The following is a 16,176-nucleotide window of genomic DNA, read 5'->3' on the forward strand; positions in this document are numbered from 1 at the left end:
CCCAATGCACACGGGCCCGAAACCTTCGGCGCCGACCAGGAGTTGACCGATGACCCAGCTGATCCTCGACCATGTCTACCAGCACGAGCGCGAGCGTCGGAACGAGCCCTTTCTCACGCAACCGATCGGCCAGGGCGAGGTCGTGACCTTCACCTGGGGCGAGACCATGGACCAGGCGCGGCGCATGGCTGCCCACCTGCGTGCTCAGGGGTTTGAACCGGGCGCGCGCATCGCCATGCTGGCCAAGAACAGCGCCCACTTCTTCATGGTCGACCTGGCGGTGTGGATGGCCGGCGGCACCACGGTGGCGATCTTCCCCACCGAATCGGCCCACAACATTGCCTACGTGCTCGAACACAGCGAAGCCCGTCTGCTCTTCGTGGGCAAGCTTGACGACTGGGAGCGGCAGGCACCGGGCGTGCCCGCCACGCTGCCCTGCATCGCGTTGCCGCTGGCGCCGGACACCGGCTTGGAGCGCTGGGACGAGATCGTCGCCCGCACAGAACCCCTGACCGGTGAACCCATGCGCGCGGCCGACGAGCTTGCGCTGCTGCTCTACACCTCCGGCTCCACCGGCCAGCCCAAGGGCGTGATGCAGACCTTCGGCAGCGTGAGCGCGGCCGCGCAATGCATCGTGGAAGAAATGCGCCACCGCTTTCCCGAAGGCACGGAACTGCGCGTGTTGTCCTACCTGCCGCTGGCGCACTGCTTCGAGCGCGCCTGGGTGGAATGCCAGGCCTTCGTGCGCGGCGACATGCAGGTGTACTTCACCGACACCGCCGCCACCTTCATGCAGGACCTGCAGCGCGCCCGGCCCACGCTGTTCATCTCGGTGCCGCGGCTGTGGACCAAGTTCCAACAGGGCGTGCTGGCCAAGATGCCGGCGGCCCAGCTCGACGCGATGCTCGACAACCCCGCCACCGCGGCCGCGGTGGGCGCCAAGGTGCTGGCCAGCCTGGGGCTGGACCAGGTGAAGAACGCCGGCAGCGGCTCCGCGCCGCTGCCGGCCGAACTGCTGGTGTGGTACCGGCGCCTGGGCCTGAACCTGTTCGAGGGCTACGGCATGACCGAAGACTTCGCTTACTCGCATGGAGGCGACGGCGACGCCTCGCTGCCCGGCCATGTCGGCCGGCCCTACCCCGGCGTGCAGGCCCGCCTGGCCGACGATGGCGAGATCCTCGTCAAGTCGCCCGGGCGCATGGCGGGCTACTACAAACAGCCCGAACTCAATGCCGAGGCCTTCACCGACGACGGCTTCTTCCACACCGGCGATCTCGGCGTGCTCAACGAGCAGGGGGTGCTGCGCATCACCGGGCGCAAGAAGGAGCTCTTCAAGACCGCCAAGGGCAAGTACGTGGCCCCGGTGCCGATCGAGAACCTGCTCAACGCCCACCCGATGGTGGAGCTGGCCCTGGTCTCGGGCGTGGGCCAGGCCACGCCGTACGCGGTGCTGGTGCTCGACGAAGCGCTGCGCCCGCGACTGGCCGACCCCGCCGTGCAAGCCGAAGCACAGGCCTCACTGACAGCGCTGCTGCAGCAGGTGAATGCGCAGCTCGCGAGCTACGAGAAATTGCAGTTCCTGGTCGTGGCCAGCGAGCCCTGGAGCATCGAAAACGGATGCCTCACACCCACCATGAAGATCAAGCGCAGCCGCATTGAGGCCGCGTTGGAGCCGCACCTGCCGCGTTGGTACGAGCAGCCGCAAGCGGTGATCTGGGCCTGAGGGTCTGATTGCACTGGCGAAAGCGAACACACGCTGGCCCACATCGAGGCCGTGATGACCCAGCTGCAGGGCAACGACTTCCACCGCGAGTTCTGGAAGCGCGACGTGGCCCTGGAGCGCTGGGCTTCCTCTGCTACTGAGCCTGCCGGACACTTTCGGGCTGGCCGATCAGGTCCGCCGCCATGTCGGGCGTGAGCGGTTTGACCAGGTAGTGCTGGATGAGACCGATGGACTCCGCCGTGGCCTTGTCCACCGACCACGCCGACGAGGTGAGCATGTTCAGCTGCAGCTCGGCCTGCGGCCGCAGCTGGTCGCTGAGCGCGCGCGCCACTTCGAAGCCGTTCATGCCGGGCATGTTGATGTCGAGAAAGACCACGGTGGGCACGCTCACCCGGTCCTGCAACAGAAAGTCGAGCGCACTTTCGCCGCTCTCGAAGATGCGCACTTCGCCGCCAAATCCGGCCTTGCGCAGCGCGATCTCGTGGAAGAAGTTGTCGTTCTCGCTGTCGTCGATCAGAACGACGCGTTGCACGTGGTGGTGTGTGTTCATGCGGAAGGCGCCGCCGAGGCGGGCACGGTTGCCCGGGCATGGCCGGGCAGGATCACGGAATAGCTGTTGCTGCCGTCGGATTTGAGTTCGATCTGCAGCTCTCCCTGGTGCAGATCGATGATGTGGGACGCGATGGACAGGCCCAGACCCAGTTCGCGCACATCGCTCATGGCGCGCTTGCGGGCCCGGCGGGTCGACACCGGGCGGATCGAGCCGCCAGACAAGTCGGCCGGGGAAAGTGGGTGGGCCAGTCGCCGGGTGGTGATGTCCACGCGGTGGGTGAACAACTCCTCATGCGACCGGATGGACACCAGCCAATCGCCCGCCGAATCCTGGCGCTGCGCGGAACCGAGCAGGTTTTCCAGAATGCTGCGGATGGCCAGGCTCAGCAGCGGTGCGTCCGCGCGGATGCTGCCCTCCACCGAGAGTTCAACCTCCGCGCCGGCGGACTCGAGCTCACCACCGATCGCCAACACGGCTTCGGCATAAATGCTGCGCGCCGGGTGCGGCTTCATGCGCATGTCGCTGGTGTCCACCTCGCTGTAGAGGCGCAGGTCTTCCAGCACCCGCGACAGCTTGGCGCTGGCTTCCCCGGCAATGCGCAGGCAGCGCGTCTCCAGCGGGTCGGCGCGTTCCCGGGCGCCCTCGGCCAGCAGGCGCGTGGCGTTGGTGATGGCGTTGACCGGCTCCTTGAGATCGTGGGACACGCTGTAGACGTACTTGCGGTTGGCCAGCCGTTTGGCCTGCAACTCCTTGACGGCTTCGTCGAGTTGCCGCTCGCTCTGTTTGCGCAAGGTGATGTCCCGCGTGCGCTCGACCACGCCGTGCACCACACCCGCTTCGCGTGCCGGCGTGTGCGTGACCTCGAGGTACCGCGTGCCCATGCCGGGAAAATCCAGCTCGATTTCGAACTGCGATTCGAGACCTGCCAGCGCCTGGTTGATGCTGGGCTTGAACAGGGCACGGTAATGGGTGGTGGCCATCAGGTCCTGCACCCGCATGCCCATGATCTCCTGCGGCTCCAGGATCCAGTAGCGCTGGAACGCAGGGTTCACAAACAGGTAGCAGTGCTCGCGGTCGATGAAGGCGGCCATGTCGCGGCCCTCGTTGAGCACATCGCGCACCACCTGCTGGCCTTTGACGATCTGCTGGACCATCACCTCCGAATGGTCGCGGCGGCTGCGTTCGTGTTCGATCAGCTGCATGGCCAGAGTGGCCAGGTGCTTGAGCATGCTCAGCTGCTCGTCGTTGAGCTCACGCGGCAATGTGTCAAGCACACACACCGTGCCCAACGCAGCCCCGCCCGAGGTGACGATGGGCGCGCCGGCATAAAACACCAGCTCGCCACGGCGCACCATGGGAAAGTCCTGAAACCGTTCATCGTGGGTGGCGTCGTTCACCACCAGCACGTCGCTGGGCTCCATGATGGTGTGGGCACAAAAGGCCTCGCTGCGCGAGGTTTGCATGAGCTCCACACCCTGACGCGACTTGAACCACTGCCGGTTCGAATCCACCAGCGAAATCAGCGCCATGGGTGTGCCGCAGATGCCGGCCGCCAGCGCCGTGATGCTGTCAAAGGCCTTCTGCGGCAAGGTGTCCAGAATCTGAAGGCGCCGCAGCGCGGCCAGGCGATCGCTTTCGTTGGCCGGAATCGGGATGGGCATGTCTTGAAGCAGCGTTGCGGTGGTCACGACAGATCGATCAGCGCAGCCGCCGTCTCGCGCGTCAGTGGTTTGACGAGGTAGCTCTGGATCAGCCCGATCGAATCCGCCGTGGCCTTGTCGACCGACCAGGACGACGAGGTGAGCATGTGCAACTGCAGCGGCACACCGGGCTCCAGCTGCTCCTCCAGGGTGCGGGCCAGCTCGAAGCCGCCCATGCCGGCCATGTTGATGTCCATGAACACCATGGTGGGCACGCTCACGCGGTCGTTCAAGAGAAAGTCCAGTGCGTCTTCGCCCTTGTCGAAGATCTTGATCTCGCCAGCGAAGCCGCACTTGCGCACGGCGATATCGTGGAAAAAGTTGTCGTTGTCGCTGTCATCCACCAGGATGACGCGTTGGGTGTGTGGCATGTGGAAGCTCTCGCTGTGTTCGGTCGGCACTCTTTTGGAGTGCACCTGTATCGCGGAGCAAAGGCGGGGGCCTGCTCTGGGACCCAATGTAGGCAGTGGTACCTGCGTCGTCGGTGTCTTAAGACACAGTCCCGGAGGGATTGGTTCAATCCTCCGTGGCTTCGGTCACGCAAAGGCCGGCCGCATGGCCACCGGCTGCGGTTTCGAGGCGTTTAGATGAAGCGCTCTATATAGATCAACGCGCCTTCGTCGAAGTGGTCGAAGTTGCGGTGGATCGCGTGGGCGGCGCGAATGAGATCGGCTTCCGCGAAACGGGGGCAATCGATGGCCCAGAGCTGCAACGGAATGTTCGCCGCCGCCGCCAGCATCGGGCCGCTGGGCGCCCAGAACAGCGTGCCGCTGTCGTGACCGACCCGCAGGTCCTGGTAGTTGTATTGGTAGCGGCGCGTGAACATGACCGCCACGAAGCGCAGGGCGGCCGCCATGGCCACCGCCTGTGGCTGCCCGGCCGACACGAACTGGTGCTGGATGTACTGCATGCCCAGCTCCAGCGTGGGCAGGTCTTCAATGCCCGGGATCACCGGGTAGGGCTCCAGGGCCTGCAGATCGGTCTGCAGCTTGTTGCCCATGAGTTTCAAGGCACGGCGCGAGGCCTCCACAAACAGCAGGCGCGGCACCGGCTGGCAGGCCGCGTCCAGGTCGATCTTCACCGCAGGCTCGGTGCCCTGGGGTTTGTCGTGTTCGTTGCCCGGTTCGGCGTTCATGGCGTCTGGTGCGTCGAACAGGGTTCAGGCCAGCAGATTGAGCTGCGTGCCGACATGGCCCGTGGTGGCCAGCGGCAGGTTGCCGGTGACGCTCTGCAGCAGCGACAGCGCGCCCGAGCCCTGCATGTCCATGGCTTTTTTCATGACGGCCAGCTGCACTTCCTGCGCGGTGCTGGCCTGTTGGGTGGCGACGACGGCGCCAACCATTGCGGCGGGAGAAACGTCCACGGTGTTTCCTGGTGGTTGGAGATGCTCTCTTTATCGGTCGGTGAAAGGGGATCTTGATGGCCGTCTACCTCAAGGATCGGTGGGCGCCCCCTTCAACGTCAACGTCGCCGTGAATGCATGGTCGACATTTGTCAGTCCTTTCGAGCCTTGGATGCGCAACCGGTCGGGCACAACGGCCGCGGTCATGCTGGACGCCTCGTGTGAGACGAACAGGTCAACGCCGCCAGACAGCGCCATCACCGGGCCCAGGGGCTCACAGTGGTTCATCTCCCAGCGAATCGAAAACGGCACGGTTGGAATCGGGCTGCCCGGTACCAGCGGCTCACCATCCACGAGAACGCGCGTTGCGTCATCACACATGAAGTCCAGCGCCACGTCGGTCCATCGTCCGGGCTCGGCGTCATCGATGAGCGGAGCCAGCAGCGCATTGAGCGCAAACCGGCGCAAGTGGACCGGCCGGATCATGTCGTCGACGTCTTCGGCCGCAGCAGACACGGCGGGTGGCGCCACAATAATCGAGCGCGAAACCCGCCTGGCGGGTTCAACGGTCAGCTGCATCCACACAGCGGTGAGCGCTGCCGTCAGCGCCAATGCCAGCGCTGCGGCACCTGCCCACCAGAGCATTCGGTCAAGAGGTCGTTCGTTGTTGTCACACATGCTGGTCGGGCTCCGCTGTGTCCGCGTCGGACCCTGACCAGTGTGAAGGACAAGCCCGGCATCAAGCCGGGCCGCGAAACCGTAGGCTGTGGCGGCGATGGACGCTCACGGCTGAGCAAACACCCTTTCCATTTCACGGCGGAATTTCACCGCGGTGGCGTCGGCATCAAACGCCACATCGTTCCAGCCCACGGCCTGCCCGGCTTTCACGGGTCTGAGCAGCTTCACCCCATGGGCCAGGCCCAGCGGCAATCCGCCCAGGGCGAGCGATTCCTGTGCGGGGAGCAGCTTGCCGTACACGGTGTAGCCCCCTTCGCCGTCGAGCATTTCACCCGCCTGCAAGTCGCGTTTGGCCGTGGCCACCACATCACCGTGCCAGCACACCGGCGCACCCGTCGATTCAGTGCGCACACCGATGGACGCCACCGTGATGCCCAGTTCCAGGCCGATGAGGTGGAAGGGCTTGTACATGCTCGAATACTGTCCGCTGGGGTCGGTGATCAGGCCGTATTCCTTGAAGCAACGAGCCACGTACTCGCTGTCGGCGGCGAAGGTCACGTACACACCCCAGCGCAGGTCGCGAAACACCGGGCGGGTGTCGCGCTCCACACTGGAGATCACCTCCACCTGCCCGCGCTGGTCCAGGATGCCGCCGTGTTCCCGGGGCTTGAGCACGCGCGCCAGGTCGTCCACGCCCACGGCTGGAAATTTCAGACCGCTGGGCGCGCTCAGGCCGGTGGCGTTGGCCACGGCAGCCATCTCGATGGCGCTCTTGGTGCCGTCCAGAAAGCTGTTGAACATCTGTGCGTTCATGCCTCCCTTCGCGGCGTCTTCGGCGGTGAGGCCGTAGTGGTTCCACACCGTGTCGGGCGTGCTCTCGTGGTACGACGGCAGGTACTTGGTGCCCTTGCCCGCCGCCACCACCGAGAACCCCGCGGCCCGCGCCCAGTCGACCATTTCACAGATCAGCGCGGGCTGGTCGCCATACGCCAGCGAATACACGATGCCCGCCTCGTCGGCCTTGCGTTTCAGCAGGGGCCCGGCCAGCGCATCGGCCTCCACATTCACCATCACGATGTGCTTCTTGTGCTCGCAGCACGCGAGCACATGGGCGATGCCCACGGCCGGGTTGCCCGTGGCGTCGATGACGATGTCCACGAAAGGCGACTGGATGAGCAGCATGCTGTCTTCAATGACCGCGGTGTTGCCCAGTTTGGCCGCCTGCTCCAGCGACGTGGCGCTGCAGGCCTCTTCGGTCCAGCCCACGTTTCTGAGCGCGGCCTTGGCGCGCACGGGCGACAGATCGGCAATGCCCACCATGTGGATGCCCGGCGTGCGCGGCACCTGCGACAGGTACATGGAGCCGAATTTGCCGGCGCCGATCATGCCGACGCGAAGTGGCTTGCCTTCTGCGGCGCGCTGCTGCAGTTTGGAGAACAGATTCATGGTGGCCTTGTGGGTTGGGTGGGAGGTGGCCGCCAGAATACTGCAGTGGTCCAGCGCAATGCGGGCACAAGACCGCTGTGCCACCGGGGCTTGCGTGGCCACCCGCAGCCGGGTCCGGTGAGGGGTCCTACAATCCACGCATGGCCTTCCCACTCCCCTCCACTGCGCACACAGCAGCTCTCATGCCTCTCGCGGCAAGCAGCGCTGTGGCCCGTCGCAAGCTGATGGGCTCGGCGGGACTGCGCCAGCCGGCCGCACATTCCTGAGCCCGGCGATACCCCTTCCTCTTTTTGCGCAAACCAACATCGCCGGGCCCCCGCCCAGCGCGATCGCGGGCGCCGCTCTTTCGCAGCGGTCCCGCACCAGTTGGAGTGCCCCATGTACAAGAACCTTGCGGCTGAGCGGCTGCTCACCGAAATCGACCACGCGCGTCTGAACAAGCTGCACGGCGTGCAACTTCCGCCCGAGTTGATCGAGACACTCGACTCCCTCGATCTCGTGCCCTCGCGCGAGATCCCGCCCGACGTAGTGACGATGTACTCGCAGGTCATGGTCGAAGACCTCGACTCCCACCAGCGCCAGAAGCTCACGCTGTGCTACCCCGAAGACGCCGAGCCGCACCTGGGCTTCATCTCCGTACTTTCACCCGTGGGCGCCAGCCTGCTCGGGCAGCGCGTGGGCGCCACCGCCCGCTGGCGCACACCCAATGGGGATGCGTGCGCGGCCGACATCGTGGCGCTGCTGTTCCAGCCCGAAGCCAGCGGCGACTTCACCACCTAGCGGCTCCACGGCCCTGTGCTGCGGGACGCCTCAGGCAGAGAAACGCACCAGCCCAGGGCATTGATGGTCTCCCCATGCGACGGGCAGACAATGCCATGCACACTTTTAGAGCATGAATCCATGAAATACACATCGGCCCACCACTTCCTCGAACACGTCGCCACCCGCAACCCCGGACAAACCGAATTCCACCAAGCCGTCTCGGAGGTGTTGGAAAGCCTCTGGCCCTTCATCCAGACGCACCCGAAATACGCCGAACAAGGCCTGCTGGACCGGCTGGTGGAACCGGAGCGGGTGTTGATGTTCCGCATCTCCTGGGTCAACGACCACGGCGATGTGCAGGTCAACCGGGGCTACCGCATCCAGCACAGCTCGGCCATCGGTCCGTACAAGGGCGGCATGCGCTTCCACCCCTCGGTCAACCTGTCGATCCTGAAATTCCTGGCCTTCGAGCAGACCTTCAAGAACGCACTCACCACCCTGCCCATGGGCGGTGGCAAGGGCGGCTCCGACTTCGACCCCAAGGGCAAGAGCCCGGGTGAGGTGATGCGCTTCTGCCAGGCCTTGATGAGCGAGTTGTTCCGCCATGTCGGGTCCGACACCGACGTGCCTGCGGGCGACATCGGTGTGGGCGCCCGGGAGGTCGGCTTCATGGCCGGCATGATGAAAAAACTGAGCAACCGCTCCGACTGCGTGTTCACCGGCAAAGGCCTGTCGTTCGGCGGCTCGCTGGTGCGGCCCGAGGCCACCGGCTACGGCACGGTGTACTTCGCGCAGGAAATGCTCAAGCAGAAGGGGCGCAGTTTCGACGGCCTGCGGGTGAGTGTGTCGGGCTCGGGCAACGTGGCCCAGTACGCGGTGGAGAAAGCCATGGCACTCGGCGCCAAGGTGGTCACCGTGTCCGACTCCAGCGGTACCGTGATCGACGAAGACGGCTTCACCCCGGAGAAGCTCGCCGAGCTGATGGAGGTGAAGAACCACCTGTACGGGCGCGTGAGCGACTACGCCACCCGCACCCACAGCCGCTTCGAGGCCGGCGTGCGCCCCTGGGGCGTGCCGGTGGATGTGGCGCTGCCCTGCGCCACGCAGAACGAACTGGACGCGGCCGACGCCGACACGCTCATCAAGAACGGCGTGGTCTGCGTGGCCGAGGGGGCCAACATGCCGACCACCATGCAAGCCGTGGAGCGTTTTGAAGCGGCGGGCGTGCTGTACGCGCCCGGCAAGGCCAGCAACGCCGGTGGCGTGGCCACCTCGGGTCTGGAGATGAGCCAGAACGCAATGCGCCTTTCATGGCCGCGCGCCGAAGTCGACGACCGCCTGCACACCATCATGGTGGGCATCCACGAAGCCTGCTTGCTGCACGGCCGACGCACCGACGGCTCGGTGAGTTATGTGGACGGCGCCAACATCGCGGGCTTCGTCAAGGTGGCCGACGCGATGCTCGCGCAGGGCGTGATCTAGCCCTGCTGTTTCCTGAGCAGAAACAGAACGATCCAGCCAAACACGGCGCTCACCACGGCGGTCGCTTCCAGCCCCATGCCGGCGGCCATGCCGACCGCCGCCGTGAGCCAGATGCCCGCCGCCGTGGTGAGGCCTTTGATCGACTCGTCCTTCAACTTCATGATGGCGCCGGCCCCCAAAAATCCGATGCCGGCGATCACGCCCTGCATGACCCTGGACACATCTTCGATCCGCATGCCGGCTTGGTGCGGAATGACCATGAAGAGCGCCGCACCGAGGGCCACCAGCATGTGGGTCCGCAGGCCGGCCGCAGCACCGACCGACTCGCGCTCGTAGCCCAGCAAGGCACCAAGCGCCAGCGCGACGGTGAGTCGAAGGCAGATTTTCGTCAGGTCTTCAGCGTTGCCGATGTCCGAGAACTCCTGTTGAACCGTCGTCCAGATTTCCAGCCACATCGTTGATCCATTTCATGGTTTTCGCGGGATTCCGGAATTGCCGTCAGGCGTCACCCGAACGCAGGGCCTTCAAACCCACCAGCGCAGGGCATCGATGAACTCCAGCCGCTCAATGCGCCTGGCGAGTTCATGCGGGGGCATCTTCATCTTGAGTTCGCGCATGCACGTTGCCACACGACCGTCGCTCTCCAGCAGAATGGCCTTCGCGCGCACGAACGCCGTGTCGATGCCATTTTGGTACACCTTGCGCGCCTTGGTCACGCCCGCCGGCGACAGGATGCCGTCGGTGGCCAGCATGGCCAGGTCGATGATGTCGCGGCTCATGAAGGAATCGTCCCCATAACGGTCGGTGTTGGCCATCAGCCGGGTGGCCACGAGGTCCTCCTCGGCCAGACTCCAGACGCCCTCGATCGCGGCTTCGGGCAGGCATGCCGCGAACGGGATTCGGTTCTCCAGCAGGATTTCGATCTTGACGGGGGTGCCATCGAGCAGGACCGCCAGGCGTATGCCGTGGCGATGGAAGTTGGGCTCCCGCAGCATCTGCACCGGCTCCCGGAACAGCCAGCCGGGATCCTGCGCGTCCACGGCCCGGCGGATCTCCCGGTACACCTCGGCCGAGTTGCAGCAGAGCTCGATGTGAATCGCTTCGCGGTACTCGTCGCGCGCGAGCACGATGGCCGTGCCCCCGCCGAGCAGGCAGTGGTTCTTGAGGAGCCTGGGCCCGTCAAGACATCTCAGGACCGCCGAGATGCGCTGGTGATTCGCTCGTTCAAACACGCCGAAATCCGTTTCTGATCGCTCCGGGTGAACTGCATCACCCGGACCTGGCTTCAGGTGGACATGTCCTGCCCGAACGGAGAGACGCGCGGTGGTTGCACCTGCAGCACCGCGTCGTTGGTGAGTCGGGCGTAGGCAGCGCGAATCACACCGTGGCATTCGCAACTGTGGGCCTCCAGGCCCTCGCGGTCGATCACGGAAATCTGGCCACGCCCATAACGGACCACCCCCGCCTTTTGCAAGCGCAGGGCGCCGTTGGTCACGCCTTCGCGGCGAACGCCCAGCATGCTGGAGATGCGCTCCTGGGTGATCTGCAGTTCACCATCGGCCTGCCGGTCGAGGTGCACCAACAACCACCTCGCGAGTTGTTGGTCCAAGGAGTGGTGGCGGTTGCAGGCCGAGGTCTGCGACATGTGCAGAAACAGCGTGCGGGCGTAGTTGAGCAGGTGGTGCATCACCGGGGCAGAACGTTTGGCTTGAAGGGCGATGGACTGGGCACTCATGCGGTACCCATGGCCGCTGCGCAGCACCAGGGCCGTGTTCTGCGACATCACGGTGCCGCTGGCGGACGTGCTGACGTTCGCGTTGCTGCTGCCCATGAAGGCGTCCACGCCCAACATGCCTTCGTTGCCCACGGCAACCACCTCGACCGTGGCGCCGTCCCGCATGGTGGTGACCAGCGACGTGTCGCCCGCCAGCATTTCGACCCATTCCAGCTGGGACTCGATATACCGCCAGTCGTCAAAGGGCATGGCCGCCAGCAGCTGGTTCTGTTCGCGGTGGGAGATGTTGGAGGGTGACATTCGAAATTCTTGTTGTTGCTCTGTGTCGACTGCCACGCAACCCCATGACCAACAGGCACAGGACATGCCCTGCGAATGGCCTTGGCAATGCGACGGGGGGAATGTAATTCGGCACATCCCGAGGCAACCATGTCAAAAGACACAGATTCGCTGGGCAGGCTCGACGCCCCGCCGCCCGGGCGGGGAGCGGCCTCAGCGATCCAGCCAGAGCGCTCCGGCTTCCAGCGTCACTTCATCGCAATTCCCCTGCGCCGCCGGCCCACCGCGGTCGATCACCAGAAAATCGCCCGGCGCATCCAGCGCGATCAACGGGTGGTGCCAGGTGCCGCGAGCGTAGTTCACGCCCTGTCCGGCTGCCGCCAGAAAACAGCGGATGTCGCCCGGCCCCGGCGCCTCTCCCGCCCGAGCCACCACCACCAGAAACGGCAAGGGCGCCAGCGCCACGAACGCCTGGCTGCCCAGCGGGTGGCGCTCCATCAACGTGATGGCCATGGGGAAACTCCGCGGCAAGGCCTTGAAGATGCTGACGGCGGTGTGGCCGCCCTCGCCTGAGGTGTCAATGCGCGCGAGGTCGTGGTAACGCTCGGCAAAGCCCTCGTTGATGGTGAAGTGGCGCGCGGCCTCGCTGGCTTCGATCACGTCGCCGAACGGACGGAAGGCCTCGGCGGTGAGGGGCTCGATGGTCAGCGTGGTGCGCAAGGTCGTCATGCGGTTCTCAGCAGTCGATGCCCTGCAGGTCGGGCGCGGTGGGCCGGTCTTTGCCACCCGTGCTTTTGCCGCCAGCGCGTTTGCCGCGCTGGGTGCGTTTGCTGAAGGCCAGGCCCATGGCCAGCGTCTGCGCCAGGCACAGGGCCGAGGTGAGCGAGCGAAAGCCCAGCAATTCGGCGTCGTTCACCTCGAGTGTCAGGTCGGCATCCTTGGCGATCGGACTCAGGAAGGCGTTGGTGATGGCCAGGCGCTTGGCGCCTTGCTGCCGCACCTGCTCGCACACCTCGAGCGTGTCGCCCGCGTAGGGCGGGAAGCTGATGGCGATCAGCAGGTCTTGCGCGTTGGCGCCGAAGGCCTGCTCGCCGATGGCGCCGCCGAGGCCGTTGAGCTGCACCGCAGGCTGGCCCACGCGGTTGAGCGCGTAGGCCAGGTACGCGGCCACGGCGTACGAGCGGCGCAGGCCCACCACGTAAACCATGCGCGCGTTCTGGATCAGGTCGATGGCCTGCTTCAAGGGCAGCGCGCCGGCGTCGGCGGCCAGGTGTTCGAGCGAGACGATGTTGGCCTGGCTGAAGGCGTGCAGCACCTCGGCGGGGTCGGACGGGTTGTCCAGCGTCTGCTCACCGCCGTAGTGGCGGATGCGTTCGCGAAACGTGGGCTTCACCGCGTCCTGCAGCGGCGCGATGAACAGGCGCTGCAGATCGGAGTAGCCATCGAAGCCGAGCGCCTTGGCCATGCGCACAAAGGCCGACGGCGCCATGCCGGCGGCGGCGGCCACCGTGGCAATGGGACTCAGGGCCACGTCGTTAGGGTGTTCCAGCGCATGGCGGGCGGCATCGCGCATGCGCGGGGTGAGGCGTTCGCTCTCGCGCGCGATCAGCTCGCGCAACTCTTCGAGGTTGCCGGGTTTGGGGGCTGTTGCGCTGGCCAGGGTCGCCATGTCCATGGGGTGTGTTGGGAATGGGGGTGGCCCGCCCTCAGAAAGCACGGACCTCGCCGCGCGGCACAAAGCGTCCCATGCCTTCGCGGCCGTGCCACTGCCGACCGTCGACGATCAGCTGGCCACGCAGGAACACCTTCTCGACGCGCCCCTGCAATGTACGGCCTTCGAGCAGCGTGTAATCCACGTTGCTGTGCAGTTCGCTGGCGGTGATGGTCTGGCTCACCGCCGGGTTGAACAGCACCACGTCGGCGTCGCTGCCCACGGCGATGGTGCCCTTCTTCGGAAACAGGCCGAAGAGTTTGGCCGGTGTGGTGGACGTGAGTTCCACAAAACGGTTGAGCGAGAGCTTGCCGCGCATCACGCCGATGTCGAACAGGCTCACCAGCCGCGTCTCGATGCCGGGGGCGCCGTTCGGGATCAGCGAGAAGTCGTCCTTGCCGCGCATCTTCTGCAGCTGGTAGCCCAGGTGGCCTTCCTTCATGCAGAAGGGGCAGTGGTCGGTGGCGATCACCTGCAGGTCGTCGTAGCGCAACGCGCGCCACAGGTGCTTCTGGTCGTCGGGCGTGCGCAGCGGCGGCGTCATCACGTATTTCGCAGTCGCAAAGTCGTCGTTGTTGTAGACGGTGTCGTCGAACAGCAGGTAGTGCGGGCAGGTCTCGGCAAACACCGGAATGCCCTCGGCCCGCGCGGTGACGATGTGTTTGAGCGCCTGGTTGCTCGAGACGTGCACGAAGTAGATGGGTGCTTCGGCCAGCTCGGCCAGGCGGATGCCGCGGTGCGTGGCCTCACCTTCCAGGATGGCGGGGCGCGTGAGCGCGTGGTAGCGCGGCGAAGTGTGGCCGGCCTCCAGTGCTTCCTTGATCAGCAGGTCGATCACGGTGCCGTTTTCGGCGTGCAGCGCCACCATGCCGCCTTCGGCCCCCACCTGGCGCAGCATGCGGAAGATGGCGGCGTCGTCGGCCATCATCACGCCGGGGTAGGCCATGAACATCTTGAAGCTGGTCACGCCCTCGTGGCGCATGGCGTGGCGCACGTCGTGCAGCACCTGGTCGTCCACGCGGGTCACGATCACGTGCAGGCTGTAGTCCACATTGACCTGCGGGTCGGCGCTGCGCTGCGCGCGCTCGATCGCGCCCAGCGGCGAGTCGGTGGCGTTCTGCAGCGCGAAGTCCACCACCGTAGTGGTGCCGCCAAAGGCCGCGGCCTTGGTGCCGCTGGCGAAGGTGTCGCAGGTGATGGTGGGGCCGATCACGTTTTCCATGTGCACGTGCGTGTCCACGCCGCCGGGCAACACATACAGGCCGGTGGCGTCGATCACGGCCACATCGGGCCCCACGGCGATGTGTTGACCAATGGTGTCGATCACGCCACCCCGCAGCAACACGTCGGCCACGTAGTCGTCGGTGGCGGTGATCACGCGCCCGCCGCGGATCAGCACCGGGCTGCCGTGCGCGAGTGTGGCCTTGGCCGAGGTGGCCACCGCAGCCACGCTGGGCGGCTGCGCGTGGCCGTGGGCGGCATCGTTGCAGGCCGGGTCGACGCAGGCGTAGGGGCGTGGGCTCATTGAATGGCCTCGTCCAGGTGCGTGATCAAACGATCGATTTCACCCACCGTGTTGTAGTGAGCGATGGACACGCGCACCACGCCACCCTGCGCGTGCAGGCCCAGGGTTTCAATGAGGCGCTTGGCGTAGAAGTCGCCGAAGCGGATGCCGATGCCGTGCTGGTCCACGTGGCGCACGATGCTCTCGGAGGCTTGCTCACCCGCCATGAAGGCGATGGTGGGCACGCGGCTGCCATCGGTGGCGCCGGTGTGACCGATCACGCGCACCGACTTCTTGCTGCGCAGGTAGGCCAGCAGGCGCTCGGCCAGCAGGTTCTCGTGCACCTCGAACGCGTCGAACGCGGCCTGCATCTTTTGCCGGTCGCTGCCCGTCGCACCCAGCGTGTTGCCCACGTGCACCAAGTAGTCGTTGATGCCCATGCAACCGTATGAGAGCTCGTAGTTCACGTTGCCGGGTTGCAGCTTGTAGGGCACCACGTCGGTGCCGATGAAGTAGTGGTTCAGGCTGGGCAGGCCCAGCAGCAGGTCGCGCTGGATCCACATCACCGCGTAGTGCGGACCGAACACCTTGTAGAAGCTGAACACGTAGGCGTCGGCACCGCTGGCCTGCACGTCCACCAGGCGGTGTGGTGCGTAGGCCACCGCGTCCACACACAGGCGACCGCCCACGGCGTGCACACGCTTTGCCACCTCTGCCACCGGGTTCACCGTGCCCAGGATGTTCGACGCATGGGTCATGGCCACCCAGGTGGTCCTGGGCGAGAGCAGACGGTCCAGGTCGGCCAGGTCGAGTTCCAGCGTCTGGTGGTTCACTTCCCACACCTTCACCACCGCGCCGGCGCTGCGCAGGCGCATCCAGCAGCCGATGTTGGCTTCGTGGTCGGTGTTGGTGACGACGATCTCGTCGCCCGGTTTCACACCCGGCAGCAGCGCCTGGGTGAAGAGGTACATGAGCGAGGTGGTGGCGCTGCCCATCACCACCTCGTCGTCCGCCGGGGCGTTGATGAGCTGCGCCACCGCGCGGCGCGCGGCCAGCACACGCTCGCCGGCCGCCTGGCTCTGCGCGTAGCTGGCGCCCAGCTGCACGCTGCTGGTGAGCAGATAGTCGCTCACGCGGTCGGCCACGCGCTGGAGCACCTGGGAGCCACCGGCGTTGTCGAGGTAGACGCAGCCGTCTTGCAGCGCGGGAAATTCGGCGCGGATCAGGTCGAGGTTCAGGGGATGCAAGGACATGTTGAGGA

The 16,176-nt window shown here is 65.8% G+C and carries 17 protein-coding genes; 3 read left to right on the forward strand and 14 right to left on the reverse strand.

The features are described from left to right. The first annotated feature begins 49 nt into the window (after window positions 1-49). Window positions 50-1,723: an AMP-binding protein gene (locus tag BSY239_RS10465; RefSeq protein WP_069046794.1), complete on the forward strand. Its 1,674-nt coding sequence runs from the start codon at window positions 50-52 to the stop codon at window positions 1,721-1,723. Between the two features lie 133 nt (window positions 1,724-1,856). On the opposite strand, the gene BSY239_RS10470 is transcribed toward BSY239_RS10465, so the two are convergent. The 7 genes from BSY239_RS10470 to BSY239_RS10500 all read right to left on the reverse strand — a co-directional run bounded on the left by BSY239_RS10470 (window position 1,857) and on the right by BSY239_RS10500 (window position 7,442). Next, entirely contained in the window at window positions 1,857-2,273 is a 417-nt protein-coding gene (locus BSY239_RS10470) for a response regulator (protein WP_069046795.1), read from the reverse strand. Continuing rightward, entirely contained in the window at window positions 2,270-3,937 is a 1,668-nt protein-coding gene (locus BSY239_RS10475; RefSeq protein ID WP_069046796.1) for a PAS domain-containing protein, read from the reverse strand. Before BSY239_RS10475 ends, BSY239_RS10470 begins: the two co-directional genes overlap by 4 nt. Before the next feature lie 23 nt (window positions 3,938-3,960). Next, window positions 3,961-4,347, reverse strand: coding sequence for a response regulator (locus tag BSY239_RS10480; protein ID WP_156775452.1), 387 nt, complete (start codon window positions 4,345-4,347; stop codon window positions 3,961-3,963). A 212-nt stretch (window positions 4,348-4,559) separates the two neighbouring features. Continuing rightward, the gene (locus BSY239_RS10485; RefSeq protein WP_069046798.1) at window positions 4,560-5,111 is read right to left on the reverse strand and encodes a hypothetical protein; all 552 of its coding nucleotides are present in this window, start codon (window positions 5,109-5,111) and stop codon (window positions 4,560-4,562) included. 24 nt (window positions 5,112-5,135) lie between these two features. Next, window positions 5,136-5,339: a YjfB family protein gene (locus BSY239_RS10490; RefSeq protein ID WP_069046799.1), complete on the reverse strand. Its 204-nt coding sequence runs from the start codon at window positions 5,337-5,339 to the stop codon at window positions 5,136-5,138. A 69-nt stretch (window positions 5,340-5,408) separates the two neighbouring features. Further along, a complete protein-coding gene (locus tag BSY239_RS10495) occupies window positions 5,409-5,996 on the reverse strand; it encodes a hypothetical protein (RefSeq protein ID WP_156775453.1) in 588 nt (195 codons plus the stop codon). Window positions 5,997-6,101: 105 nt separating this feature from the next. Further along, entirely contained in the window at window positions 6,102-7,442 is a 1,341-nt protein-coding gene (locus tag BSY239_RS10500; RefSeq protein ID WP_069046801.1) for an NAD(P)H-dependent oxidoreductase, read from the reverse strand. 378 nt (window positions 7,443-7,820) lie between these two features. Between BSY239_RS10500 and BSY239_RS10505 the strand changes: the two genes are divergently transcribed. Together BSY239_RS10505 and gdhA are read left to right on the forward strand one after the other, a co-directional pair. After that, window positions 7,821-8,222 carry a GreA/GreB family elongation factor gene (locus tag BSY239_RS10505; RefSeq protein WP_069046802.1) on the forward strand — a complete coding sequence of 134 codons (402 nt, stop codon included), beginning with the start codon at window positions 7,821-7,823 and terminating at the stop codon, window positions 8,220-8,222. 120 nt (window positions 8,223-8,342) lie between these two features. Then, window positions 8,343-9,686 carry an NADP-specific glutamate dehydrogenase gene (gdhA, locus tag BSY239_RS10510; RefSeq protein WP_069046803.1) on the forward strand — a complete coding sequence of 448 codons (1,344 nt, stop codon included), beginning with the start codon at window positions 8,343-8,345 and terminating at the stop codon, window positions 9,684-9,686. Here the strand turns inward: gdhA and BSY239_RS10515 are convergent. The 7 genes from BSY239_RS10515 to BSY239_RS10545 form a co-directional block, all read right to left on the reverse strand. Further along, window positions 9,683-10,141, reverse strand: a complete 459-nt coding sequence (locus BSY239_RS10515; protein WP_069046804.1) for an MgtC/SapB family protein — start codon at window positions 10,139-10,141, stop codon at window positions 9,683-9,685. The two genes, gdhA and BSY239_RS10515, sit on opposite strands and share 4 nt — an antisense overlap. Before the next feature lie 69 nt (window positions 10,142-10,210). Continuing rightward, the gene (locus BSY239_RS10520; protein ID WP_069046805.1) at window positions 10,211-10,918 is read right to left on the reverse strand and encodes a nucleotidyl transferase AbiEii/AbiGii toxin family protein; all 708 of its coding nucleotides are present in this window, start codon (window positions 10,916-10,918) and stop codon (window positions 10,211-10,213) included. Window positions 10,919-10,971: 53 nt separating this feature from the next. Beyond that, window positions 10,972-11,721 (reverse strand): Crp/Fnr family transcriptional regulator, encoded by a 750-nt coding sequence (locus BSY239_RS10525; protein ID WP_069046806.1) that lies wholly within the window; start codon window positions 11,719-11,721, stop codon window positions 10,972-10,974. A gap of 192 nt (window positions 11,722-11,913) precedes the next feature. Next, window positions 11,914-12,429, reverse strand: a complete 516-nt coding sequence (locus BSY239_RS10530; protein WP_069046807.1) for an ureidoglycolate lyase — start codon at window positions 12,427-12,429, stop codon at window positions 11,914-11,916. A gap of 7 nt (window positions 12,430-12,436) precedes the next feature. After that, window positions 12,437-13,375 carry a MurR/RpiR family transcriptional regulator gene (locus tag BSY239_RS10535; protein ID WP_069046808.1) on the reverse strand — a complete coding sequence of 313 codons (939 nt, stop codon included), beginning with the start codon at window positions 13,373-13,375 and terminating at the stop codon, window positions 12,437-12,439. A gap of 31 nt (window positions 13,376-13,406) precedes the next feature. Next, window positions 13,407-14,936, reverse strand: a complete 1,530-nt coding sequence (hydA, locus tag BSY239_RS10540; RefSeq protein WP_083239917.1) for a dihydropyrimidinase — start codon at window positions 14,934-14,936, stop codon at window positions 13,407-13,409. Further along, window positions 14,933-16,168, reverse strand: coding sequence for a cysteine desulfurase-like protein (locus BSY239_RS10545; RefSeq protein WP_069046809.1), 1,236 nt, complete (start codon window positions 16,166-16,168; stop codon window positions 14,933-14,935). Before BSY239_RS10545 ends, hydA begins: the two co-directional genes overlap by 4 nt. Between the last annotated feature and the right edge of the window lie 8 nt (window positions 16,169-16,176).

Source organism: Hydrogenophaga sp. RAC07, from assembly GCF_001713375.1.
Classification (GTDB): domain Bacteria; phylum Pseudomonadota; class Gammaproteobacteria; order Burkholderiales; family Burkholderiaceae_C; genus Hydrogenophaga.